12 protein-coding genes and 1 pseudogene are annotated in these 17,343 nt (G+C 66.9%); 5 read left to right on the top strand and 8 right to left on the bottom strand.

Going from position 1 to position 17,343, the window contains the following annotated elements; all coding sequences use genetic code 11:
* Nucleotides 1–12: 12 nt before the first annotated feature.
* From IPF36_RS11020 to IPF36_RS11010, 3 genes are all read right to left on the bottom strand, one after another.
* Nucleotides 13–957 (bottom strand): 3-carboxyethylcatechol 2,3-dioxygenase, encoded by a 945-nt coding sequence (locus IPF36_RS11020; protein ID WP_135703542.1) that lies wholly within the window; start codon nt 955–957, stop codon nt 13–15.
* Between the two features lies 1 nt (nt 958).
* Nucleotides 959–2,842, bottom strand: coding sequence for a bifunctional 3-(3-hydroxy-phenyl)propionate/3-hydroxycinnamic acid hydroxylase (locus IPF36_RS11015; RefSeq protein ID WP_135703543.1), 1,884 nt, complete (start codon nt 2,840–2,842; stop codon nt 959–961).
* A 91-nt stretch (nt 2,843–2,933) separates the two neighbouring features.
* A complete protein-coding gene (locus tag IPF36_RS11010) occupies nt 2,934–3,872 on the bottom strand; it encodes an alpha/beta fold hydrolase (RefSeq protein WP_195427970.1) in 939 nt (312 codons plus the stop codon).
* A gap of 142 nt (nt 3,873–4,014) precedes the next feature.
* On the opposite strand from IPF36_RS11010, the gene IPF36_RS11005 reads away from it, so the two are divergent.
* The gene (locus tag IPF36_RS11005; RefSeq protein WP_135703545.1) at nt 4,015–4,815 is read left to right on the top strand and encodes a DNA-binding transcriptional regulator; all 801 of its coding nucleotides are present in this window, start codon (nt 4,015–4,017) and stop codon (nt 4,813–4,815) included.
* A 54-nt stretch (nt 4,816–4,869) separates the two neighbouring features.
* Here the strand turns inward: IPF36_RS11005 and IPF36_RS11000 are convergent, their stop codons facing one another.
* From IPF36_RS11000 to IPF36_RS10985, 4 genes are all read right to left on the bottom strand, one after another.
* Nucleotides 4,870–6,882 (bottom strand): alkaline phosphatase, encoded by a 2,013-nt coding sequence (locus IPF36_RS11000; protein ID WP_195427969.1) that lies wholly within the window; start codon nt 6,880–6,882, stop codon nt 4,870–4,872.
* A gap of 264 nt (nt 6,883–7,146) precedes the next feature.
* Nucleotides 7,147–7,962 carry a citryl-CoA lyase gene (locus IPF36_RS10995; RefSeq protein WP_195428000.1) on the bottom strand — a complete coding sequence of 272 codons (816 nt, stop codon included), beginning with the start codon at nt 7,960–7,962 and terminating at the stop codon, nt 7,147–7,149.
* A gap of 65 nt (nt 7,963–8,027) precedes the next feature.
* Entirely contained in the window at nt 8,028–9,227 is a 1,200-nt protein-coding gene (locus tag IPF36_RS10990) for a CaiB/BaiF CoA-transferase family protein (RefSeq protein WP_135703548.1), read from the bottom strand.
* 34 nt (nt 9,228–9,261) lie between these two features.
* Nucleotides 9,262–10,254, bottom strand: coding sequence for a tripartite tricarboxylate transporter substrate binding protein (locus IPF36_RS10985; protein WP_195427999.1), 993 nt, complete (start codon nt 10,252–10,254; stop codon nt 9,262–9,264).
* 201 nt (nt 10,255–10,455) lie between these two features.
* Between IPF36_RS10985 and IPF36_RS10980 the strand changes: the two genes are divergently transcribed.
* Complete coding sequence (locus tag IPF36_RS10980; RefSeq protein ID WP_133093346.1) at nt 10,456–11,265, top strand: IclR family transcriptional regulator; 810 nt, start codon at nt 10,456–10,458, stop codon at nt 11,263–11,265.
* Nucleotides 11,266–11,287: 22 nt separating this feature from the next.
* Here IPF36_RS10980 and IPF36_RS10975 read toward each other — a convergent pair.
* Nucleotides 11,288–11,518 (bottom strand): annotated as a pseudogene (locus tag IPF36_RS10975) (glyoxalase superfamily protein); the annotation flags it as partial.
* A 274-nt stretch (nt 11,519–11,792) separates the two neighbouring features.
* Between IPF36_RS10975 and IPF36_RS10970 the strand changes: the two are divergent.
* The 3 genes from IPF36_RS10970 to IPF36_RS10960 all read left to right on the top strand — a co-directional run bounded on the left by IPF36_RS10970 (nt 11,793) and on the right by IPF36_RS10960 (nt 17,306).
* Nucleotides 11,793–13,916, top strand: a complete 2,124-nt coding sequence (locus IPF36_RS10970) for a catalase (protein ID WP_135703549.1) — start codon at nt 11,793–11,795, stop codon at nt 13,914–13,916.
* A gap of 207 nt (nt 13,917–14,123) precedes the next feature.
* Complete coding sequence (gene poxR / locus IPF36_RS10965) at nt 14,124–15,827, top strand: phenol degradation transcriptional regulator PoxR (RefSeq protein WP_135703550.1); 1,704 nt, start codon at nt 14,124–14,126, stop codon at nt 15,825–15,827.
* A gap of 1,257 nt (nt 15,828–17,084) precedes the next feature.
* The gene (locus tag IPF36_RS10960) at nt 17,085–17,306 is read left to right on the top strand and encodes a phenol hydroxylase subunit (protein WP_133094757.1); all 222 of its coding nucleotides are present in this window, start codon (nt 17,085–17,087) and stop codon (nt 17,304–17,306) included.
* Nucleotides 17,307–17,343 lie beyond the last annotated feature (37 nt).

Raw genomic sequence — 17,343 nt, 5'->3', positions numbered from 1 at the left:
CCTTGAGAAGTGTCAGTGATGCGCGGGCGCGGCGTGCATCAGCGCGAAGCCGGCAATCCATTCCGGGATCGGGCGGTAGTAGTCCAGTTCGGCGCGGTAGGCGCCGCTCGCAGCGAGTGCGGCAAAGGCGGCGATCCACGTGCGCACCTCATGGGCCGACTTGCCGGCGTCACGCGTGATGCCGTCGTTGGTCATGCCGTCGACGCGGGTCAGTTCGCCGCTTGCGAGCAGCGCCAGCAACGCGCGGTCCCAGTCGGGGTTGAGCGCATGCAGGTGGCTGTCGCCGCCGGCAAAGGCGCGCGCGGCGGCCACGGTGCGCTCCTGCCGCGCCTGGCGCGAAGCCGGCGGCGGGTTGCGCCCCGCGATCAGGCGTTCCGCCACTTCCGCGCTGGCGCCGGCAATCTCCGGCACCGGCGGCTCGTGCGAGATCCCGCCGGAGCCGACCACCAGCACGCGCTTGCCCAGCCCCGACAGGTAGCGGCCGATGGCATCGCCCAGCAGGCGCGCGCGGCGGCAGCTTGCCATCGGCGGCGCGACCGAGTTGATGAACACCGGGATCACAGGGTAGCGGTCGAGCGCGCCGGTCAGCACTTCCAGCGCCTGCGCGCAGCCGTGGTCGACCTGCATGCGGTACGACACCGCCACGTCCAGGTCCTGCGCCATCACCGCTTCGGCCAGGCCCAGCGCCACGTCCTGCGGCACGTCGAGCGGACCGGCGAGGCTGTTGAAGTCGCCGATGGCGCTGGCCGCCACGCCGACGCAAAACGGCGGCATTACGTCATAGAAGAAGCCGTTGTAGTGGTCGGGCGCGAACACCACCACCAGCTCGGGATCGAAGGCTTCCACGCGGGCGCGCGCGGCGGCCTGCAGGCGCTCGACCTCGGCCACGATTGCCGGCGCCGGGTCGTAGTAACCGTGCAGCGGCGTATGCGACAGGCATTCGAGATGAATCGGCATGTCAGGCTCCCGCGGCAAGCTGCCGGACGGCGGCGGCCTGCGCCTCGTACGAAGGCGCGGCGGCACGGGCGGCGGCGCGCGTATCGGTTTCCCCGGCCTCCTCGGCCGCCGGCGTGCGCAAGGCCAGCTTGCGCGCCAGCGCCACCACCGAATCCGAGACCTGCTGCGGCGAGCACATGCCCGCGACAAAGCGGTCGGGCCGCAGCAGTACCACCGAGCCGGGCTGGTTGCCGAACCAGTCCTTGAGGCGATTATGCACGTCGCCCACGGCGATCACGCCAGCGGGCACGTCGTCGCGGTAGTCGAGCTGCGGATCCGGCTTGGCCAGCACGAACACCCCGCCGAGCTGGCGCCACACCGCGCGCGCCTGCGCCGTCAGGCCGAAGGTGGGATCGGTGCCCCAGCCGAGGATGGCGAAGCGGTTGCCAATCACATCGTCGAGGCGCTCGACGTTATTGGCTTCGGTGCGCACCAGCGGCTGGATGAACATGCGGCCCACCGGCGAGTTGCCCGCGGGGTCGCGGCCATGCACCAGCCGGCCGACCAGCGATTCGCGCTTCTCGCTCATCAGGCCCAGCAGTCGGCCCAGCGCGGAGTTGCCGGAGCGCGCCAGGCAGCGGGCCAGCAGGCCGGGATGCGCGCGGCGCTGGCCTTCGGGCAGGAGCACGACGCCTTGCTCGTAGCGCGGCATCGGCTTGAAGCGCATCTCGACGAAGTACTGCTTGACCGCGGGGAAGCGGTTCAGCACCCTGGTCAGCCCGTCGCGCAGCGCCGAGCCCGCGCGGCTGGCAGGCGCGAAGATATCGCCGGCCACCTCCGACAGGTGGATCATCGAACGCGCATGGGCGCGGCGCTCGGCCGTATAGGTGTCGAGCAGCGCATCGCCGGCCTGGCCCTTGACCACCATCGCCAGCTTCCAGCCCAGGTTGCTGGCGTCGCGGATGCCGCTGTTGTAGCCCTGGCCCTGCCACACCGGCATGATGTGCGCGGCATCGCCCGCCAGCAGCACGCGGCCGGCACGGAAGTCGCGCGCCAGGCGTGCATTGTGGGTATAGACGCGCTTGCGGATGTAGTCGACCTTGTCCGGGTCGGCCACCACCTTGCGAATCAGCGCGGCCATGTTCTCGGGGCGCGACAGTTCTTCCTCGGTCTCGCCGGGCATGACCATGAACTCGAAGCGGCGGATGCCGTGCGGCAGCGCGGCCGACACATAGGGCCGCTCGGGGTCGCAGTGCATGTAGATGTGCGGCGTGCCGATCGGGTCGTTGCGCACGTCCACCACGATCCACTGGTTGGGCTTGGTGCGGCCTTCGAACGGCATGTCGAGCGCGCGGCGCACCAGGCTGTTGCCGCCGTCGGCACCGACCATATAGGCGGCACGGATGCGCACCGGCCGGCCGGCTTCGTCGGCGGCTTCGATCTGCACGCCGTGGTCGTCATGCGTGAACGACGCCACGCCGTGGCCCAGCAGCGTGCGCACATGCGGGAAGCGCCGCAGGCCTTCGAACAGGATGCGGTCGGCCAGCGGCTGGATGAAGGCATTACGGCGCGGCCAGCCGAACTCGTCGGTGCGCGGCTCGATCGACGCAAAGCAGCGCCCGCCCGCGGTGACGAAGCGCATCCAGTGGTGGGGCGTGGTGTGCGGCAGCAGCGTCTGCGCCAGGCCGACCGACTGGAATACGCGCAGCGCTTCGTCGTCGAGGCCGATGGCACGCGGGTAGTCGATGATCTGCGCGAGCTTTTCCACCAGCACCACGCTGACGCCCTGCAGGCCGAGGATATTGGCGATCATCAGGCCGACCGGCCCGGCACCGACGATGGCGACATCGCAATCGACAGTGTCAGGACGAGCGTCGCCGCCCGCCATGGCGATGGCGTGGGTCATGTCTGTCTCCGTTATGTGTTGTGGGTGTCCGGGCGCGGCCCGGACCGTCAGGGATGTGCGCAGCCCAGTCGTCAGGGATGCGCGCAGCGCATCAGACCGCGGTGGCCTCGGGCACCGGCTTGCCGAGCAGGAAGTTCAGGTGGATGCGGTTGAAGGTGTCGGCATCCTCGAACTGCGGCCAGTGGCCGCAGCCATCCATCACCGTGAACAGCGCGCCGGGAATCATGGTGGCGATGCGCCGTCCTTCCGAGACATCTGCGGTGGGATCGTCGGAGGTCCACAGCACCAGCGTCGGCGCCTGGATGCGGCCATAGTCGCCGGCGCGCAGGATGTTGCGCTGGCGCGTCTCCATGTCCTGCAGCACCATGTTGCCGCGCTGCGCCTCGACCATGCCGGGCTGCGCATAGATCGCCTGGCGCGTGGCGACGAGGTCGTCGAAGACCTTGGACTTGTCGGCCATCAGCCATTCCACGCGCGCCTTGATGAAGTCCCAGCTCGGGTCTTCGACCGCGCGCATCGACAACGTCTTCAGGCGTTCCATCACCACGGGGTCGGCCTGCGAGCCGCCGGCGGTGTTCAGTACCAGGCGCTCGACACGACCGGGATGGTCGATCGCCAACTGCGAGGCGACCCAGCCGCCCAGCGATTCGCCGCTGAACGAGGCGCGTTCGATGTCGAGCGCATCGAGCACGCGGATCACGTGGTCGACATAGGCAGACACCTCGCGCGGGCCATCGGGCTTGTCGGTCCAGCCGTGGCCGATCATGTCGATGGCCCAGACGTCGAAGTGTTCGGCATGCGCCTTCAGGTTGCGCACATAGGCTTCGGCGTGGCCGCCGACGCCGTGCAGCAGGATCAGCGCGGGCTTGCTGCGGTCGCCGGCGTGCAGGTAGCGTGTCTGGATGCCGCCGGCATCGAGCCAGCCCTGGGTGAAGCTGACGCCGCGCAGGTCGGCCCAGATGCTCTGGAACGGCTTGGCGGCAGTGGTGGAAGTATTGAGGGCGGTGGCCGGGACGGCTTGCGTCGACATTCGGTTGTCTCCAGGTTCTGTGCAGGGTGCCTGCATTCGGGGGGCTTGCTTTGAACGGAAGTCTAGAGACCGCATTGCTCGCGGCAAAAAAAATGTGCAAACTGTGCAAGGAGTGCACAACGTTGATTTAAAAGGATTTTTTATGGCGCTGGAACGGGATGCCATTTACGCCAATGTCAGGGGGCTGACGCGTGGCCTGGATGTGCTGCGGGCGCTGAACCGCATGGAAAGCGGGCGCGCGACGGCCCAGCAACTCGCGCAGGAGACGGGGCTGCATCGCACCACCGTACGGCGCCTGCTGGAGACGCTGGTGGCGCAGGGCTTCGTTCGTCGCAGCGAGTCGGACGACACCTTCCGCCTGACGCTGCAGGTGCGCGCGCTCAGCGAAGGCTTCACCGACGACGAATGGATCTCCACCACCGCCGCGCCGCTGATGGGCGAACTGCTGCAGCAAGTGGTATGGCCCTCCGACCTGACCACCCCCGACGGCGACGCGATGATCATCCGCGAGACCACGCACCGCTTCAGCCCGCTGTCGTTCCACCGCGCCATGGTGGGGCGGCGGCTGCCGATGCTGCTGACGGCGTCGGGGCGCGCCTACTTTGCCAACTGTACCGAGGCCGAGCAGGAGAGCATCGTCGCGATGCTGCGCTCAGGTGCCGGGGGCGAGCACCAGGCCGCGCTCGCCAGCGATGCGCAGTTCGTGCAGAACCTGGTGAAGCGTGTGCGGCAGGATGGCTTCAGCACCAATCATGGCGACTGGAGCGAGCAGCGCAACATCAGCGCCATTGCCGTGCCGCTGCGCGCGGGGGAACGCGTGCTCGGAAGCCTGAACGTGGTCTACCTGTCGCGCGCGCTCAAGCCGGCTGAGGCGGAGGCGAAGTTTGTGGCGCCGCTGGCTGGCATTGCGGGCAAGATCGCGGCGGGTATGGCTGGCGCCTGAGCGGACTGGCGCAGCAGCCGAATACACCCACCGTACCGCACCGCACCCATCCTGCTACAGCACATTCACATCCGCCGTGCCTGCCGCCACTTCAAGCACCCGCGTGCTTGCGGTCGCCGGCAGCGCCGGTGCGACGCCGCCGCTGATGGACTTCAGCGTATGGTACGTGCAGCTGAGCTTGTCCGGCGTCAGCGTCACCAGCGCGTATCCTTCCGCGTTGGTGTCGGCGTGGCGGATCCAGGAATTGAAGGCGCGCAGCGTGTTGTCGAACGCGTTGAACAGCACACCGCCCACGTCGCTGTAAACCAGTTCGCGCAACGCGGCGAATTCCTGGTCGTTGTCGACGATAGCGCGGAACGAACTCAGCAGCGAATTGCTGGACAACCCCGCGGTGACCAGGTCGACCATCACCGGCATGGGCGAGGCCGCATCGTAGTCGTCCATGACCTGGCCGCCGAAGAACCCATGGATGTCGCCGCTCAGCGCCACCACGTTGCGCACGCTGTTGGCCTTCAGGAACGCCATCAGGTTCTTGCGCTCGGCATTGAAGCCGTCCCACTGGTCGGTATTGAGGATAAACCGGTCGAGCAGCGCGATCGCCGGCAGCCGGCTTTCGATCAGCGGGCGGATGCTGGCGTCGAAGGCCGCCGCATCGATGCCGGCCTGCGACAGCAGGTTGCGCAATTCGGTGTACGCCAGGTTGGCATAGGTGCCAGCCGCCTTGGCCGCGGCCAGGTCGCTTTCCAGCGCGCTGGCGATGGCGGATTGCAGCGATGACAGCGCACTGTGGGCCTGCACCAGCGCCCGCGCGATCAGGTCGGCGATGGCCTTGGTGACGTCGACCTGCATGCGCAGCAGCGACAGCTGGTTGCCCCACAGCTTCCACGTGGTATTGGCCCCGCCCACGCGGTCCTGCCACCATGCGCGCTGCGTGTCGCCGAGCATCGATACCGGCGTCAGCGCATTGCCGGCGGCGCTGATCTTCTGCGCCTCGGTGGCGGCCAGCGTGTCGGCGGGAACGAGGTACAGGCTGCCCACGGTGCGGCCGATGGTTTCCTCCGGCATGACGTGGTTGGCGCGGTACAGGCGCTCGTCGGTCATCAGCAGCGTCGCCAGGTTGCCGAAGGTGAAAGAACGGTAGATCTGGATGTTCTGGAACGACGGGTTGCTGGTGTCGAGGCTGACGTCTGCGGGCAGGTATTCGAACCAGGCCTGGCTGGCCGCGCGCCGGCGCGCGGTGCGTGGCGTCTGGTCGTCGTCCGAGTCATAGGTCTGGCGGTCCTGCCAGCAGTTGTCCGAGAACTCATGGTCGTCCCAGATCGCGATCATCGGGAAGGCCGCGTGCAGCGCCTGCAAGCGGGTATCGCTGCGGTAGCTGCGGTACAGGTAACGGTAGTCGTCGAGCGTGGTGGCGTAGACGCTGGCATCCGGCAGCACCGTGCCGTTGGGCAGCTGCAGCGCGGTGTGGCGGTCTTCCACCAGGCCGGCGCGCGAGCCGCCGGGCACCGCTTCGTAGATGTAGTCGCCCACGTGGACGATGAAGTCCAGGTCCTGCTGCACCAGTTCTTCCATGCCGGCCCAATGGTTGGCGTTCCAGTCCTGGCAGCTGACAAAGGCAAAGCGCAGCTGCGACAGCGGCGTGCCGGCCGCAGCGGCGGTGCGCGTGCGGCCCACGGTGCTGGCGCGGTTGCCGAGCAGGAAGCGGTAAAAATAGCGCGTGCCGGCGGTGAGTCCCGTGACCTTGTTGCGAATGGTGTAGTCCCATTCCGGACGGGCCATCAGCGGCTCGTTGACCAGCAGCGATTGCGGCGCGAAATCCTGCTGCGTCGAGACTTGCAGGCGTACCACCACGGGCCGCTTGCCGTTGTTGCCTTCGACGCGGGTCCACACCACCACGCTGTCAGGCTTGGGATCTCCCGAGGCGACGCCATGTACGAAATTGAAGTTTTCCGGATTGCCGGTATCGGGCTCATCGCCGTCGTCACCGCCGCCGCAGGCGGTCAGGCCGCCGGTGGCGATCGTGACGGTCATGAAACTTCCCCACTTCAGGAACTGGCGTCGATCCATGATCGTTCTCCTACTCTCGGGTTGCGGAACGCAGCCGCGGCCCGGACGCCGGAGAGGGCATCAGTTTTTTGTGGGGAGCGTGACTGCTTGTTGCATGGATACTAGTGGCCGCCTTCTGTCTTCGCTGTCGGTGAGGCGCCGACATCGATATAGGAAAAGGATGACTGGTGCCGCGATGCGTTGTGCATGGGCTTGCCAGTCTTGCATGGCGGCGAGGCGCAGGCGTGCCGCCGCCACGCAATGATTCATCAACGACTAACTAAACTAAGGCACGTCGCGCTGCGGCGCGCCGTCATAGGTCCACAGGAACTGGCGCGGGATGGGTCCCTTGTTGCGCCCGCCCTGGCAGGTCTGCTCCCACGCGTGCGCAAGGATGCCGACCGAGCGCGACAGGCAGAACAGGCCGCGGGCCAGCGGGGCGGGGAAGCCCAGCTCGGCATAGATGACAGCGGTGGCGCCATCGATATTCATCGGAATGGCTTTGCTGCGTCCGGCGGACAGTGCCTGTTCGATCGCGCGCGCGATCGACGCACAGCGCCCGGTGACGACGCCATCGGCAGCGGCTTGTTCGACCAGCGCAAGCAGCCGCGGTGCGCGTGGGTCGACAGGATGGAAGCGGTGGCCAAAGCCAGAAACGAACTTGCCGTGCAGGTCGCGGTAGCCATGCAGTGCCGCGGCGACGGCATCGTCCATGCTGCTGCCGTTGTCGATGCGCGCGGCGACGTCCTGATACAGCGCCACCGCCTGCTCGCCGGCGCCGCCATGCACATCGCCCAGCACGTTGACCGCCGACGCCATCGCATTGTTCAGCCCCACGCCACAGGTGGCTGCCATGCGCGCGATGGCGATGCTAGGTGCCTGCGGGCCATGGTCGACCGCGGCCATCAGTGCGGCGTCGAGCAGTTCGCCCTGGCCCGGGCCCGGCAGTTCGCCGCGCAGCATCAGCCAGATCATCTGCGCGAACGAAACGCGGCCGATCAACTGCTCGATGGGATAGCCGCGGTAGCGGATCTCGCCGGGCTTCATGTCGATGATGCCGGTGTGCCACCAGTCCTGCGACAGACGCTGGCCCGGGTCCATGTCGTCCTTGCCGTCCTTGCCGTCCTTGCCGTCCTTGCCGGCGTTGCTGGGTTGGCCGATGCCGCTCATATTGCGCGCTCCTGGCTGAGTTGGTCGATGTCCGTGCTGCTGTAGCCCAGGCTTTCCAGCACCTGGCGCGTGTGCTGGCCCAGCTCTGGCGGCGGCGCATCCACTGCCGGGGCCTCGCGGTTGAGCTTGAAGCCGGTGCGCACCACGCGGATGTCGCGGCCCACGCCGGGCACTTCGGCAAATTCGCCGATCATGCCGCGGTCGCGCACCTGCGGATGCGCCAGCGTGCCGGGCACATCGAGCACCGGGCCGGCGGGGACGCCGGCGGCATTCAGCAGCGGCCACCAATCGGTGGCCGGCTTCTTCGCCAGCTCCGCTTCCAGTGCTTCGGTCAACGCAGCGCGGTTGGCGAGCCGCGCCTGCCGCTGCGCGAAGCGCGTATCGCCCGCCAGGTCGGGACGGCCGACCACGCGGCACACCGCCTCGAACTGCTCCTGCTTGTTGGCGGCGATATTGAGCAGCCCGTCGCCGGTGCGGAAGGTGCCCGACGGGCTCGCGGTCATGTTCTCGTTGCCCATCGGCACCGGCGCCTTGCCGGCGATCAGGTGGTTGGAGACCACCCAGCCCATCGTGGCCAGCGTGGCCTCAAGCATCGATACGTCGATGAAATAGCCCTCGGTGCGCTGGTGGTCCGCCAGCGATGCCGCCACTGCAAACGCGGCGGTCAGGCCGCCAATGGTGTCGGACACCGGATAGCCGACGCGGTAGGGCGCCGTCTGCGGATCGCCGGTGATGCTCATCACGCCCGACATGCCCTGGATGATCTGGTCATAGGCCGGCAGTTCCGCCAGCGGCCCGTCCTGGCCGAAGCCGGAGATCGCGCAATAGACCAGCCGCGGGTTCTCCTGCCTGAGCGTCTCGTAGCCGAGCCCAAGCCGGTCCATCACGCCGGGGCGGAAGTTCTCGACCACCACGTCGGCGCTGCGCACCAGCTTGCGGAACACTTCCTTGCCGCGAGCGTGCTTGAGATTGATGGTCACCGACTGCTTGCCGGGGTTCTGTGCCAGGAAGGAGACGCCCATCAGGCGCTGGTTCAGCTCGGCATCCGCGCCCAGCTGGCGCGCGAGGTCGCCGGTGCCCGGCGTTTCCACCTTGATGACCTCGGCGCCCAGGTGGGCGAGCTGGTGGCAGCAGAACGGGCCGGCCAGCACGTTGGTGAGGTCGAGCACGCGGATGTTGCGCAAGGGCTTTTGCATGGTGTTGGTGTCTGATCCGTTGATGTCTGAACCGCTATTCGACGCGCGCGCCGGACTGGCGCACGATCTCGCCCCAGCGCATGTTCTCGCTCTGGATAAAGGCGCCGAGCTCCCTGGCGGTGCCGCCGCGCGGCTCGCTGCCTTCCTCGCGCAGCTTGCTGACGGTGTCGGCCTGCGCCAGCGCCTTGTTGACTTCGGCATTCAGCCGCGCCACCACCTCGGGCGGCGTGCCGGCCGGCGCCACCAGCGCCTTCCAGTCTTCCGCCTGGAAGCCGGCGTAGCCCGACGCGGCAACGGTAGGCACGGCGGACAGCAGCGGCATGCGCTTGGCCGAGGTCACCGCCAGCGCGCGGACCTTTCCAGCCTTGATCATGGGCATGGCGATCGGCGGCGTGGCGAAATAGAAGTCGGTCTGCCCGCCCATCAGGTCGGTCAGCGCCGGCGAGGCGCCCTTGTAGGGAACATGCAGCATCCTGATGCCGGCGCGCCGCGCGAACATCTCGCCGGTCAGGTGGCCGACCGTGCCGGTGCCTGCAGACGCCATCGACAGCTGCTTCGCCTTGGCCGCGGCCACCAGGTCGGCGACCGTCTTGTAGGGGGCGTCGTTGCGCACGATCAGCACCACCGGCTGTGCCGCTACCAGTGCCACGGGCGTGAAATCCTTCTGCGCGTTGTAGGGCATCCTGGGGTACAGCGTGGGGTTGATCGCCAGGTTGGCGGTCTGGCCCATGCCCAGGGTGTAGCCGTCGGGCTTTGCCTTGGCCACGCTGTCGAGCCCGATATTGCCACCGGCGCCAGCGCGGTTTTCCACCACCACGTTCCACTTGGTCGCCATGCCGATCTTGTTGAAGACCAGCCGCGACAGCACGTCGGTGCCGCCGGCCGGCGGGAAGGGCACGATGAGGCGGACCGGTTGCGCGGGATAGGCGTCGGCGGCATGGGCGACGCCGGCGCCGGCGGCAAGCAGCGCCGGCAGCGCGCAGCAGGCAACGGCGCGAACCAGCGCGCGCGTCGGCTTTGCAAGCATCGGGGAAGGAAGGGATCGGCGGGTCATTGGGTCTCCTGACTGGCGGCGAGTGTGGCGTCGTTTTGTTCTTTCAGATAGAACATGGTTCTACGGAAAAGAACTTTAATGCCGTCCGGCAGCGAAACTAATCCGGGTATACCCGCGAATTTCGAGAATTCTAGGATTTGTGTTCTACTAGACAGAACTTCGACCGCTTTGCCCATGGAAGACAACCAACCCGCCCAACCTGCCGGCGCCCCCGATACCTCCAGCGGCGTCGCTGTACTGGACCGCGCCTTCGCCATCCTCGGCGCCTTCGGGCCGACCGACGAGCGCCTGTCGCTGACCGAACTGTCGCGCCGCACCGACCTGTACAAGAGCACCGTGCTGCGCCTGCTGGCGGCGCTGGAGCATGGCGGCTATATCCGCAAGCTCGACGACGGCCAGTATGCGATCGGGCCGCAGCCGCTGCGGCTGGCGGCGATCTACCAGCGCTCGTTTCGCGTCGGTCCGGTGATCGAGCCGCTGCTCGAGCAGGTCAGCCGCGAACTGGGCGAAACCTCATCGTTCTACGTGCGCCAGGGCGAGCAGCGCCTCGTGCTCTACCGCGTCGAGCCGGCGCGCGCCGTGCGCGTCTCGATCGGCGTCGGCGATGCCTTCCCGATCGACCGCGGCGCCTCGGGCAAGGTGCTGCGCGCTTTCACCGAACCCGGCGACGAGCGATGGGGCGAAGTGCGGGCGCGGCTATGGGCGGTGTCGTATGGCGAGCGCGATGCCGAGACCGCCTCGGCCTCGGTGCCGGTGTTCGGCGCCACCGGCGAGCTGGTGGGCGCGCTGACCTTGTCGGGCCCGAAGCAGAGGCTTGCCGCGGCGCCGACGATGTACGCGGCAGTGGCAACGTTGCTCAAGGTCGCGCGGCAGGCCACCGGGGTGCTAGGCGGCAATGGCGCCCGCTACGACCAGGGCATCGCGCAGCTGAGCATGGAGCAGGTCATGGCCAGCGGCGCGATCGGTGCCGGGGATGCAGACTAGCGGGCGTAGCGAAGGCTCGCGCCTATTCCGGCTGCTCGCAGAAGCGCAACCGGTTGCCGAACGGATCCGCTACCTGCAATTGCCTTCCCCAGCCGAGCGTCTCGATACCGGGGCGCGCATACGCATAGTCCTTCGCCGCCAGTTCGCGCTGCAGCGCATCGATGTCCTGCATCGGCACGAACACCGTCGATCCCGGCGTGGCGTCGCCGTAGTGCTCGCTCAAATGCAGCGCCAGGCCGGAGCGCCTGACCTGCATTAGGCCCTTCCACACGCCGGCACGCAGGCATCGCTGCCTGCGAGCCGGTTTTTTTTTGCCAGTCAGAAGCCTGACGCGAAGCACATTTGGTCTCCTTGGTCTTGCAACCGGACGTTCTGTATCGCCAGGCGCGGCAATTGCTGGCGGTTGGATGGTCTTGTGATCGGCGTAAAGCACTCAATAGATATCGGCTATCCAGCCGATAGCGAGCACCGATCGCGAAGGTTCCCATTCCTCCCGTCCTCCAACTACCCAGCGCAAGGAGATCGATATGGCCGACAAACAGGCAAGGCCCAGGGCAAACAACGCTGCAGGCCAGGCGGCAGCAGGCACGCCGGCGGGCTACGGCGACGCCCGGCGCGGCACCGGCGGCGAACTGCACCAGACTGCCGGCAGCAGCCATCCGCCGCTGACCACCGCGCAGGGCATTCCCATTCCGGACAACCAGAACTCGCTCAGGGCAAATCCGCGCGGCCCGACTTTGCTCGAAGATTTCATCCTGCGCGAAAAAATTACACACTTCGACCATGAGCGCATCCCGGAGCGGATCGTCCACGCACGCGGCTCGGCCGCGCATGGCTACTTCGAGCTGACCGAGTCGCTCGCGGCTTTCACCACCGCCAGGATGCTGACCGAAGTCGGCGAGAAAACGCCGGTCTTTACCCGCTTTTCCACCGTGGCCGGCGGTGCGGGTTCGGTCGACACGCCGCGCGACGTGCGCGGCTTCGCGGTCAAGTTCTATACCAAGGAAGGCAACTGGGACCTGGTCGGCAACAACATCCCGGTGTTCTTTATCCAGGACGCGATGAAATTCCCGGACGTGGTCCACTCCGTCAAGATGGAGCCGGACCGGGGCTTCCCGCAATCGGCCAGCGCGCACGACACCTTCTGGGATTTCATCTCGCTTACGCCCGAGTCGATGCACATGGTGATGTGGATCATGTCGGACCGCACCATCCCGCGCTCGCTGCGCATGATCGAAGGCTTTGGCGTGCATAGCTTCCGGCTGCTCGACGGGCAGGGCAACTCCACCTTCGTCAAGTTTCACTGGCGGCCCAGGCTGGGCTTGCAGTCGACCGTGTGGGACGAGGCGGTCAAGATCGCCGGCGCCGATCCCGACTTCCATCGCCGCGACCTGTTCAACGCGATCCAGTCGGGCAACTTCCCTGAATGGGAACTGGGCGTGCAGCTCTTTACCGAGGACGACGCGGCGAAATTTCCGTTCGACCACCTCGATCCCACCAAGATCATCCCGGAAGAGACGGTACCGCTGAAGATCGTCGGCCGCATGGTGCTCGACCGCTGGCCCGACAACTTCTTTGCCGAGACCGAGCAGGTGGCCTTCTGCCCGGCCAATATCGTGCCGGGCGTGGATTTCTCCAACGACCCGCTGCTGCAGGGGCGGCTGTTCTCCTATCTTGACACGCAGCTGCTGCGGCTGGGCTCGCCGAACTTCCACCAGATCCCGGTCAACGCGCCCAAGTGCCCGTTCGCCCACCACCAGCGCGACGGCAAGATGCAGATGGAGGTGCCGCGCGGACGCGTGGCCTATGATCCCAGCTCGCTCGACGACGCATCGCCGCGCGAGGCGCCGGACCTCGGCTTCCCGAACGCGCGCGTGCCCGAGCAGGGCGACAAGGGCCGCATCCGCGCCGAGAGCTTTGCCGACCACTACAGCCAGGCGCGCATGTTCTTTCGCAGCCAGAACCGCGCAGAACAGGCGCATATCGCCTCGGCGCTGGTGTTCGAGCTGTCCAAGGTCGAGCATGTGCACGTGCGCGAGCGCATGGTGGCGCACCTGCGCAATATCGACGAAGGCCTGGGCCGGCGCGTCGCCGACGGCCTGGCGCTGGACCGGGTGCCCGATCCGCTGCCCACCGCCGCACCGGTGCAGGACCTGCCGCCGTCACCGGCGCTGCAGATCATCGACCGCATGAAAGACACGCTGCAGGGGCGCGAGGTTGGCATCCTGGTTGCCGATGGCTCCGATGGCGCGACCGTCGAGGCGATCCGGCAGGCTGCGGCCACCGCCGGCGCCACGGTCAGGATCGTCGCGCCCAAGGTGGGCGGCGCGGTAATGGCCGACGGCTCCAGGCTGGCCGCCGACGGGCAGCTTGCCGGCACCCCATCCGTGATGTTCGACGCGGTGGCGGTGGTGCTGTCCGCCGACGGCGCGGCGCAGCTGGCGCAGGAAAGCGCGGCGCTGGACTTCGTCTGCTTTGCCTACGCGCACCTGAAAGCCATCGCGGCCGATGCCGGCGGCGATGCGCTGCTGGCGCAGGCCAACCTCAAGCCCGATAACGGGGTGGTGCCGGCCGGCGATACCGCGCGCTTTATCGCGGCCGCCAAGACGCGGCAGTGGGACCGCGAGCCGCAGGTGCGGATGCTGGCGTAATGCCGGGACCGGCCCGCAATATAGCGCCGGCCGTGGCGGGCCGGCGTCCCACCGTAAGCGCCCGCGGTGCTTTGCCGGGCCTGAGCACGGCCGTTTCTCCAAGGGAAATCCACTAGAAACCCCCTCTGCCTTTGGCACATAATGTGCAAGCGATGCCGGTGAAACGGCACACGCGAGCGGGTTACCCGCCGCCACAGAGGGGAGACAATGAGCAGTTCAACCGACAAGTTCTCGGCGACCATGCGCGCCGGGCTGGCCGACCTTGCGCGCCGGCTGCGCTTTGCCATGGAGGAAGGCGCGATCTGGCTCGACGAGCAGCGCATGATCCTGATCCACACCGCGGCGCTTGGCGCGCTGCGCAAGGAGCTGGTCGACACCATGGGCATGGAGCGCGCGCGCGGCCTGTTTATGCGCATGGGCTTCCATTCCGGCATGCGCGATGCCGAGGTCGCGAAGAAGCTGCGCGCCGGCCAGAGCGATTTCGGCCAGCTCGAGATCGGGCCGTGCCTGCATACCATCGAGGGCGTGGTCCGCGTCACGCCGGTCAAGGTCGATATCGATATCGCCGCCGGCATCTACGACGGCGAATTCCTGTGGGAAGACTCGTTCGAGGGCGACGTGCACCGGCAACTGTTCGGTATTGTCGACGAGCCCGCCTGCTGGATGCAGATCGGCTATGCCACCGGCTACACTTCGGCGCTGATGGGCCGCACCATCCTCTATCGCGAGGTGGAGTGCATTGCCTGCGGCCATGCGCACTGCCGCATCGTCGGCAAGCCGGTCGAGGCCTGGGAAGACGGGCAGCAGGTGCTGGCGCTGTACCAGCCGGATCCCGTGATCGAAACCATCATGGCGCTGCAGAGCGAGGTCGAGAACCTGCGCGCGCTGCAAGAAACGCGCGCGACGCCGGCCGACCTGGTCGGCAGCTCGCCTGGCTTCCGTGCCGCATGGAACCTGCTGCAGCGCGCCGCGGCCAGCAACGTGACGGTGCTGCTGCTGGGCGAGACCGGCGTGGGCAAGGAGCGCTTTGCGCAGGCGCTGCACAGCGTCAGTGGCCGCGCTGACAAGCCTTTTGTCGCGGTCAACTGCGCGGCGATCCCGGACGAGCTGATCGAGTCGGAGCTGTTCGGCGTGGAGAAGGGCGCCTTCACCGGCGCGCACCAGTCGCGGCCCGGCCGTTTCGAGCGCGCGCACGGCGGCACGCTGTTCCTGGACGAGCTGGGGGAGTTGTCGGCATCGGCGCAGTCCAAGCTGCTGCGCGTGCTGCAGGAGGGAGAGGTCGAGCGCGTGGGCGGCTCGGGATCGCGCAAGGTCGATGTGCGGCTGGTGGCCGCGACTAATGTCGACCTGGCGCAGGCGGTCAGGGAAGGCACCTTCCGCAAGGATCTGTATTACCGGCTCAATGTGTATCCGGTGACGATTCCGCCGTTGCGGGAGCGGCTGGATGATATTCGTTTGCTGGCGGAACGCTTTCTGGCGCGCTATGGCGCGCGCCATGGGAAGCGCATCCTTGGCATTACCGATCGGGCGCTGGCGGAGCTGCGGCGCTATGACTGGCCGGGGAATGTGCGGGAACTGGAGAATGTGATTGAGCGGGGAGTGATTCTTGCAAGCAATGGGGGGCAGATTGGTGCGGATCATTTGTTCCTGCCGGCAAGCGCTGCGCCGCCGGTGGATACCGCACCACGCCTTGGTGCTGGCGGGACGCTGCCCGAACTGCGTGAGGCGGCTGTGCATGCGTTGCTTGACCAGTTGTCGGAGCAGCAGCTGGCGCTGGGGGATGTGGAGACGGTGTTGATGGAGGCTGCGATGCAGCGGACGGATGGGAATATGAGTCAGGCGGCGCGGTTGTTGGGGATTACGCGGCCGCAGTTGGCTTATCGGTGGAAGATTAGGAGAGGGGGGAATTGAAATTGCTTTAATCCCTTCGGCTCGGCATCTGGTAGCTATTTGATATGCCCTGGTTTCGCCCCTAAAGGGGCGAGTCACTTTTGCCCGAGCGGCAAAAGTAACCAAAAGCGCGTTAACTGCCCTGCGGGCGGCCACTCTTATCGTAGTGGGCAACGGCTTTCGTACGGGGCTTGGCTTCGTTGCAGGGCAGGACTGCCTGACGCCTTGGCGCGCCACCGTGGCTCGGGATTGACGCCATTGTTGAACGAGCCCAGAGCTGTTGGGTGGCCGCCTGCTGCTGGCGTCAACGCGGGGACGCCTACGGCTGCGCTGCGCGCCGGCAGCATCTCAGGTCAGGAGCTCCGGCACGAACGCGTCGCTGCGCTCGCTTGGCGCTATCGCCGATGAGCCCACAGGCGCATCCCTACCCATTGCTCGCTCCCCTCGTCCGCTTGCGGGAGAGGGGCCGGGGGAGAGGGCCGGAGCCTCCACGAAGTGCATCCAGCCAATTCCCTCAGACCGGGCCCCGGATTCTCATTAGCGATAGCCATATCGCCAAGCCCAGCAAACCAACTAGGACCCGCGCGCAGCGCAGCCGCAGGCGTTCCTACCACGCCGCCAGCAGCAGGGGCCACCCAACAGCTCTGGGCTCGTTCAAAAATCGAATCAATCCCAGCCACCGTGGCGCACCAGGGCGTCAGGCAGTCCTGCCCTGCAACGAAGCCAAGCCCCGTACGAAAGCCCCAGCCCACTACGATAAGAGTGGCCGTCCGCCCAGGACAGTAATGCGCTTTCTGGTGACTCTTTGTCGCTCGGACAAAGAGTTACCCGCCCTTTAGGGCGGAACCGGGCGCATCAAGTATCCGCCAGATGCCGAGCCGTCAGGCACAGCAAAACCTGGCTTCACCATTTAATCCATCCCCAGTCCATCCTGTCAGTTCCCGCGGTAGCGCAATGCTGCACTGCCTCACTGCATTTCCCCTGTCACATCAGCAACTTAAAGGCACAACCGTGTAACTAGCTGCTGCGCCGCAAGGCAAACACGCCCAATACCCCCGCTACCCGCAATCGCCCACCCCAAGCGGCTTTTGATCATTTGATCAAACACTCCCCCCAGCTTGATCAATCGAATGATCGCCACAACGCCAGCGCCTGCGGGTTAACGCCGACGCAAGCCACGCCCATCCCCCGCAATCCCTTATCCCACCAGCCTTCCAAGCCCTTGGCACAGTCTTCGCAATAACCCCCGCACCCCAAGCCATTGCGAAGGAGCCTGCCATGACCACCCCATCGGTCCCCTTGTTCGAAGCCACGCCGCGCTACGTCCGCGTCGAAGGCCGTACTCCGGAAGGCTTCGTGCAATTCGCCTTCAGCGTGGCCGACCCCGACCTCAACGTCGAACTGATCATGCCAGAGCCGATGTTCGAAGCCTTCTGCTGCGTCAACCGCGTGCGCTTCCTGCCGCCGCTGGCAGAAGCCCCGCAGCAAGACGAAGCCTGACAGAACCAACCCCACCCACCGCACCACAAGAGAGGGA

Origin of the sequence: Cupriavidus sp. IK-TO18 (assembly GCF_015549295.1) — a bacterium.
Lineage (GTDB): Bacteria > Pseudomonadota > Gammaproteobacteria > Burkholderiales > Burkholderiaceae > Cupriavidus > Cupriavidus oxalaticus_A.
This window is presented reverse-complemented; position numbering and strand designations above follow the sequence as displayed.

Coding starts and splice junctions, on each gene's coding strand:
- IPF36_RS11020 (WP_135703542.1), bottom strand. CDS start 957: ATGCCGATTCATCTCGAATGCCTGTCGCATACGCCGCTGCACGGTTAC.
- IPF36_RS11015 (WP_135703543.1), bottom strand. CDS start 2,842: ATGACCCACGCCATCGCCATGGCGGGCGGCGACGCTCGTCCTGACACT.
- IPF36_RS11010 (WP_195427970.1), bottom strand. CDS start 3,872: ATGTCGACGCAAGCCGTCCCGGCCACCGCCCTCAATACTTCCACCACT.
- IPF36_RS11005 (WP_135703545.1), top strand. CDS start 4,015: ATGGCGCTGGAACGGGATGCCATTTACGCCAATGTCAGGGGGCTGACG.
- IPF36_RS11000 (WP_195427969.1), bottom strand. CDS start 6,882: ATGGATCGACGCCAGTTCCTGAAGTGGGGAAGTTTCATGACCGTCACG.
- IPF36_RS10995 (WP_195428000.1), bottom strand. CDS start 7,962: ATGGACCCGGGCCAGCGTCTGTCGCAGGACTGGTGGCACACCGGCATC.
- IPF36_RS10990 (WP_135703548.1), bottom strand. CDS start 9,227: ATGCAAAAGCCCTTGCGCAACATCCGCGTGCTCGACCTCACCAACGTG.
- IPF36_RS10985 (WP_195427999.1), bottom strand. CDS start 10,254: ATGCTTGCAAAGCCGACGCGCGCGCTGGTTCGCGCCGTTGCCTGCTGC.
- IPF36_RS10980 (WP_133093346.1), top strand. CDS start 10,456: ATGGAAGACAACCAACCCGCCCAACCTGCCGGCGCCCCCGATACCTCC.
- IPF36_RS10970 (WP_135703549.1), top strand. CDS start 11,793: ATGGCCGACAAACAGGCAAGGCCCAGGGCAAACAACGCTGCAGGCCAG.
- poxR (WP_135703550.1), top strand. CDS start 14,124: ATGAGCAGTTCAACCGACAAGTTCTCGGCGACCATGCGCGCCGGGCTG.
- IPF36_RS10960 (WP_133094757.1), top strand. CDS start 17,085: ATGACCACCCCATCGGTCCCCTTGTTCGAAGCCACGCCGCGCTACGTC.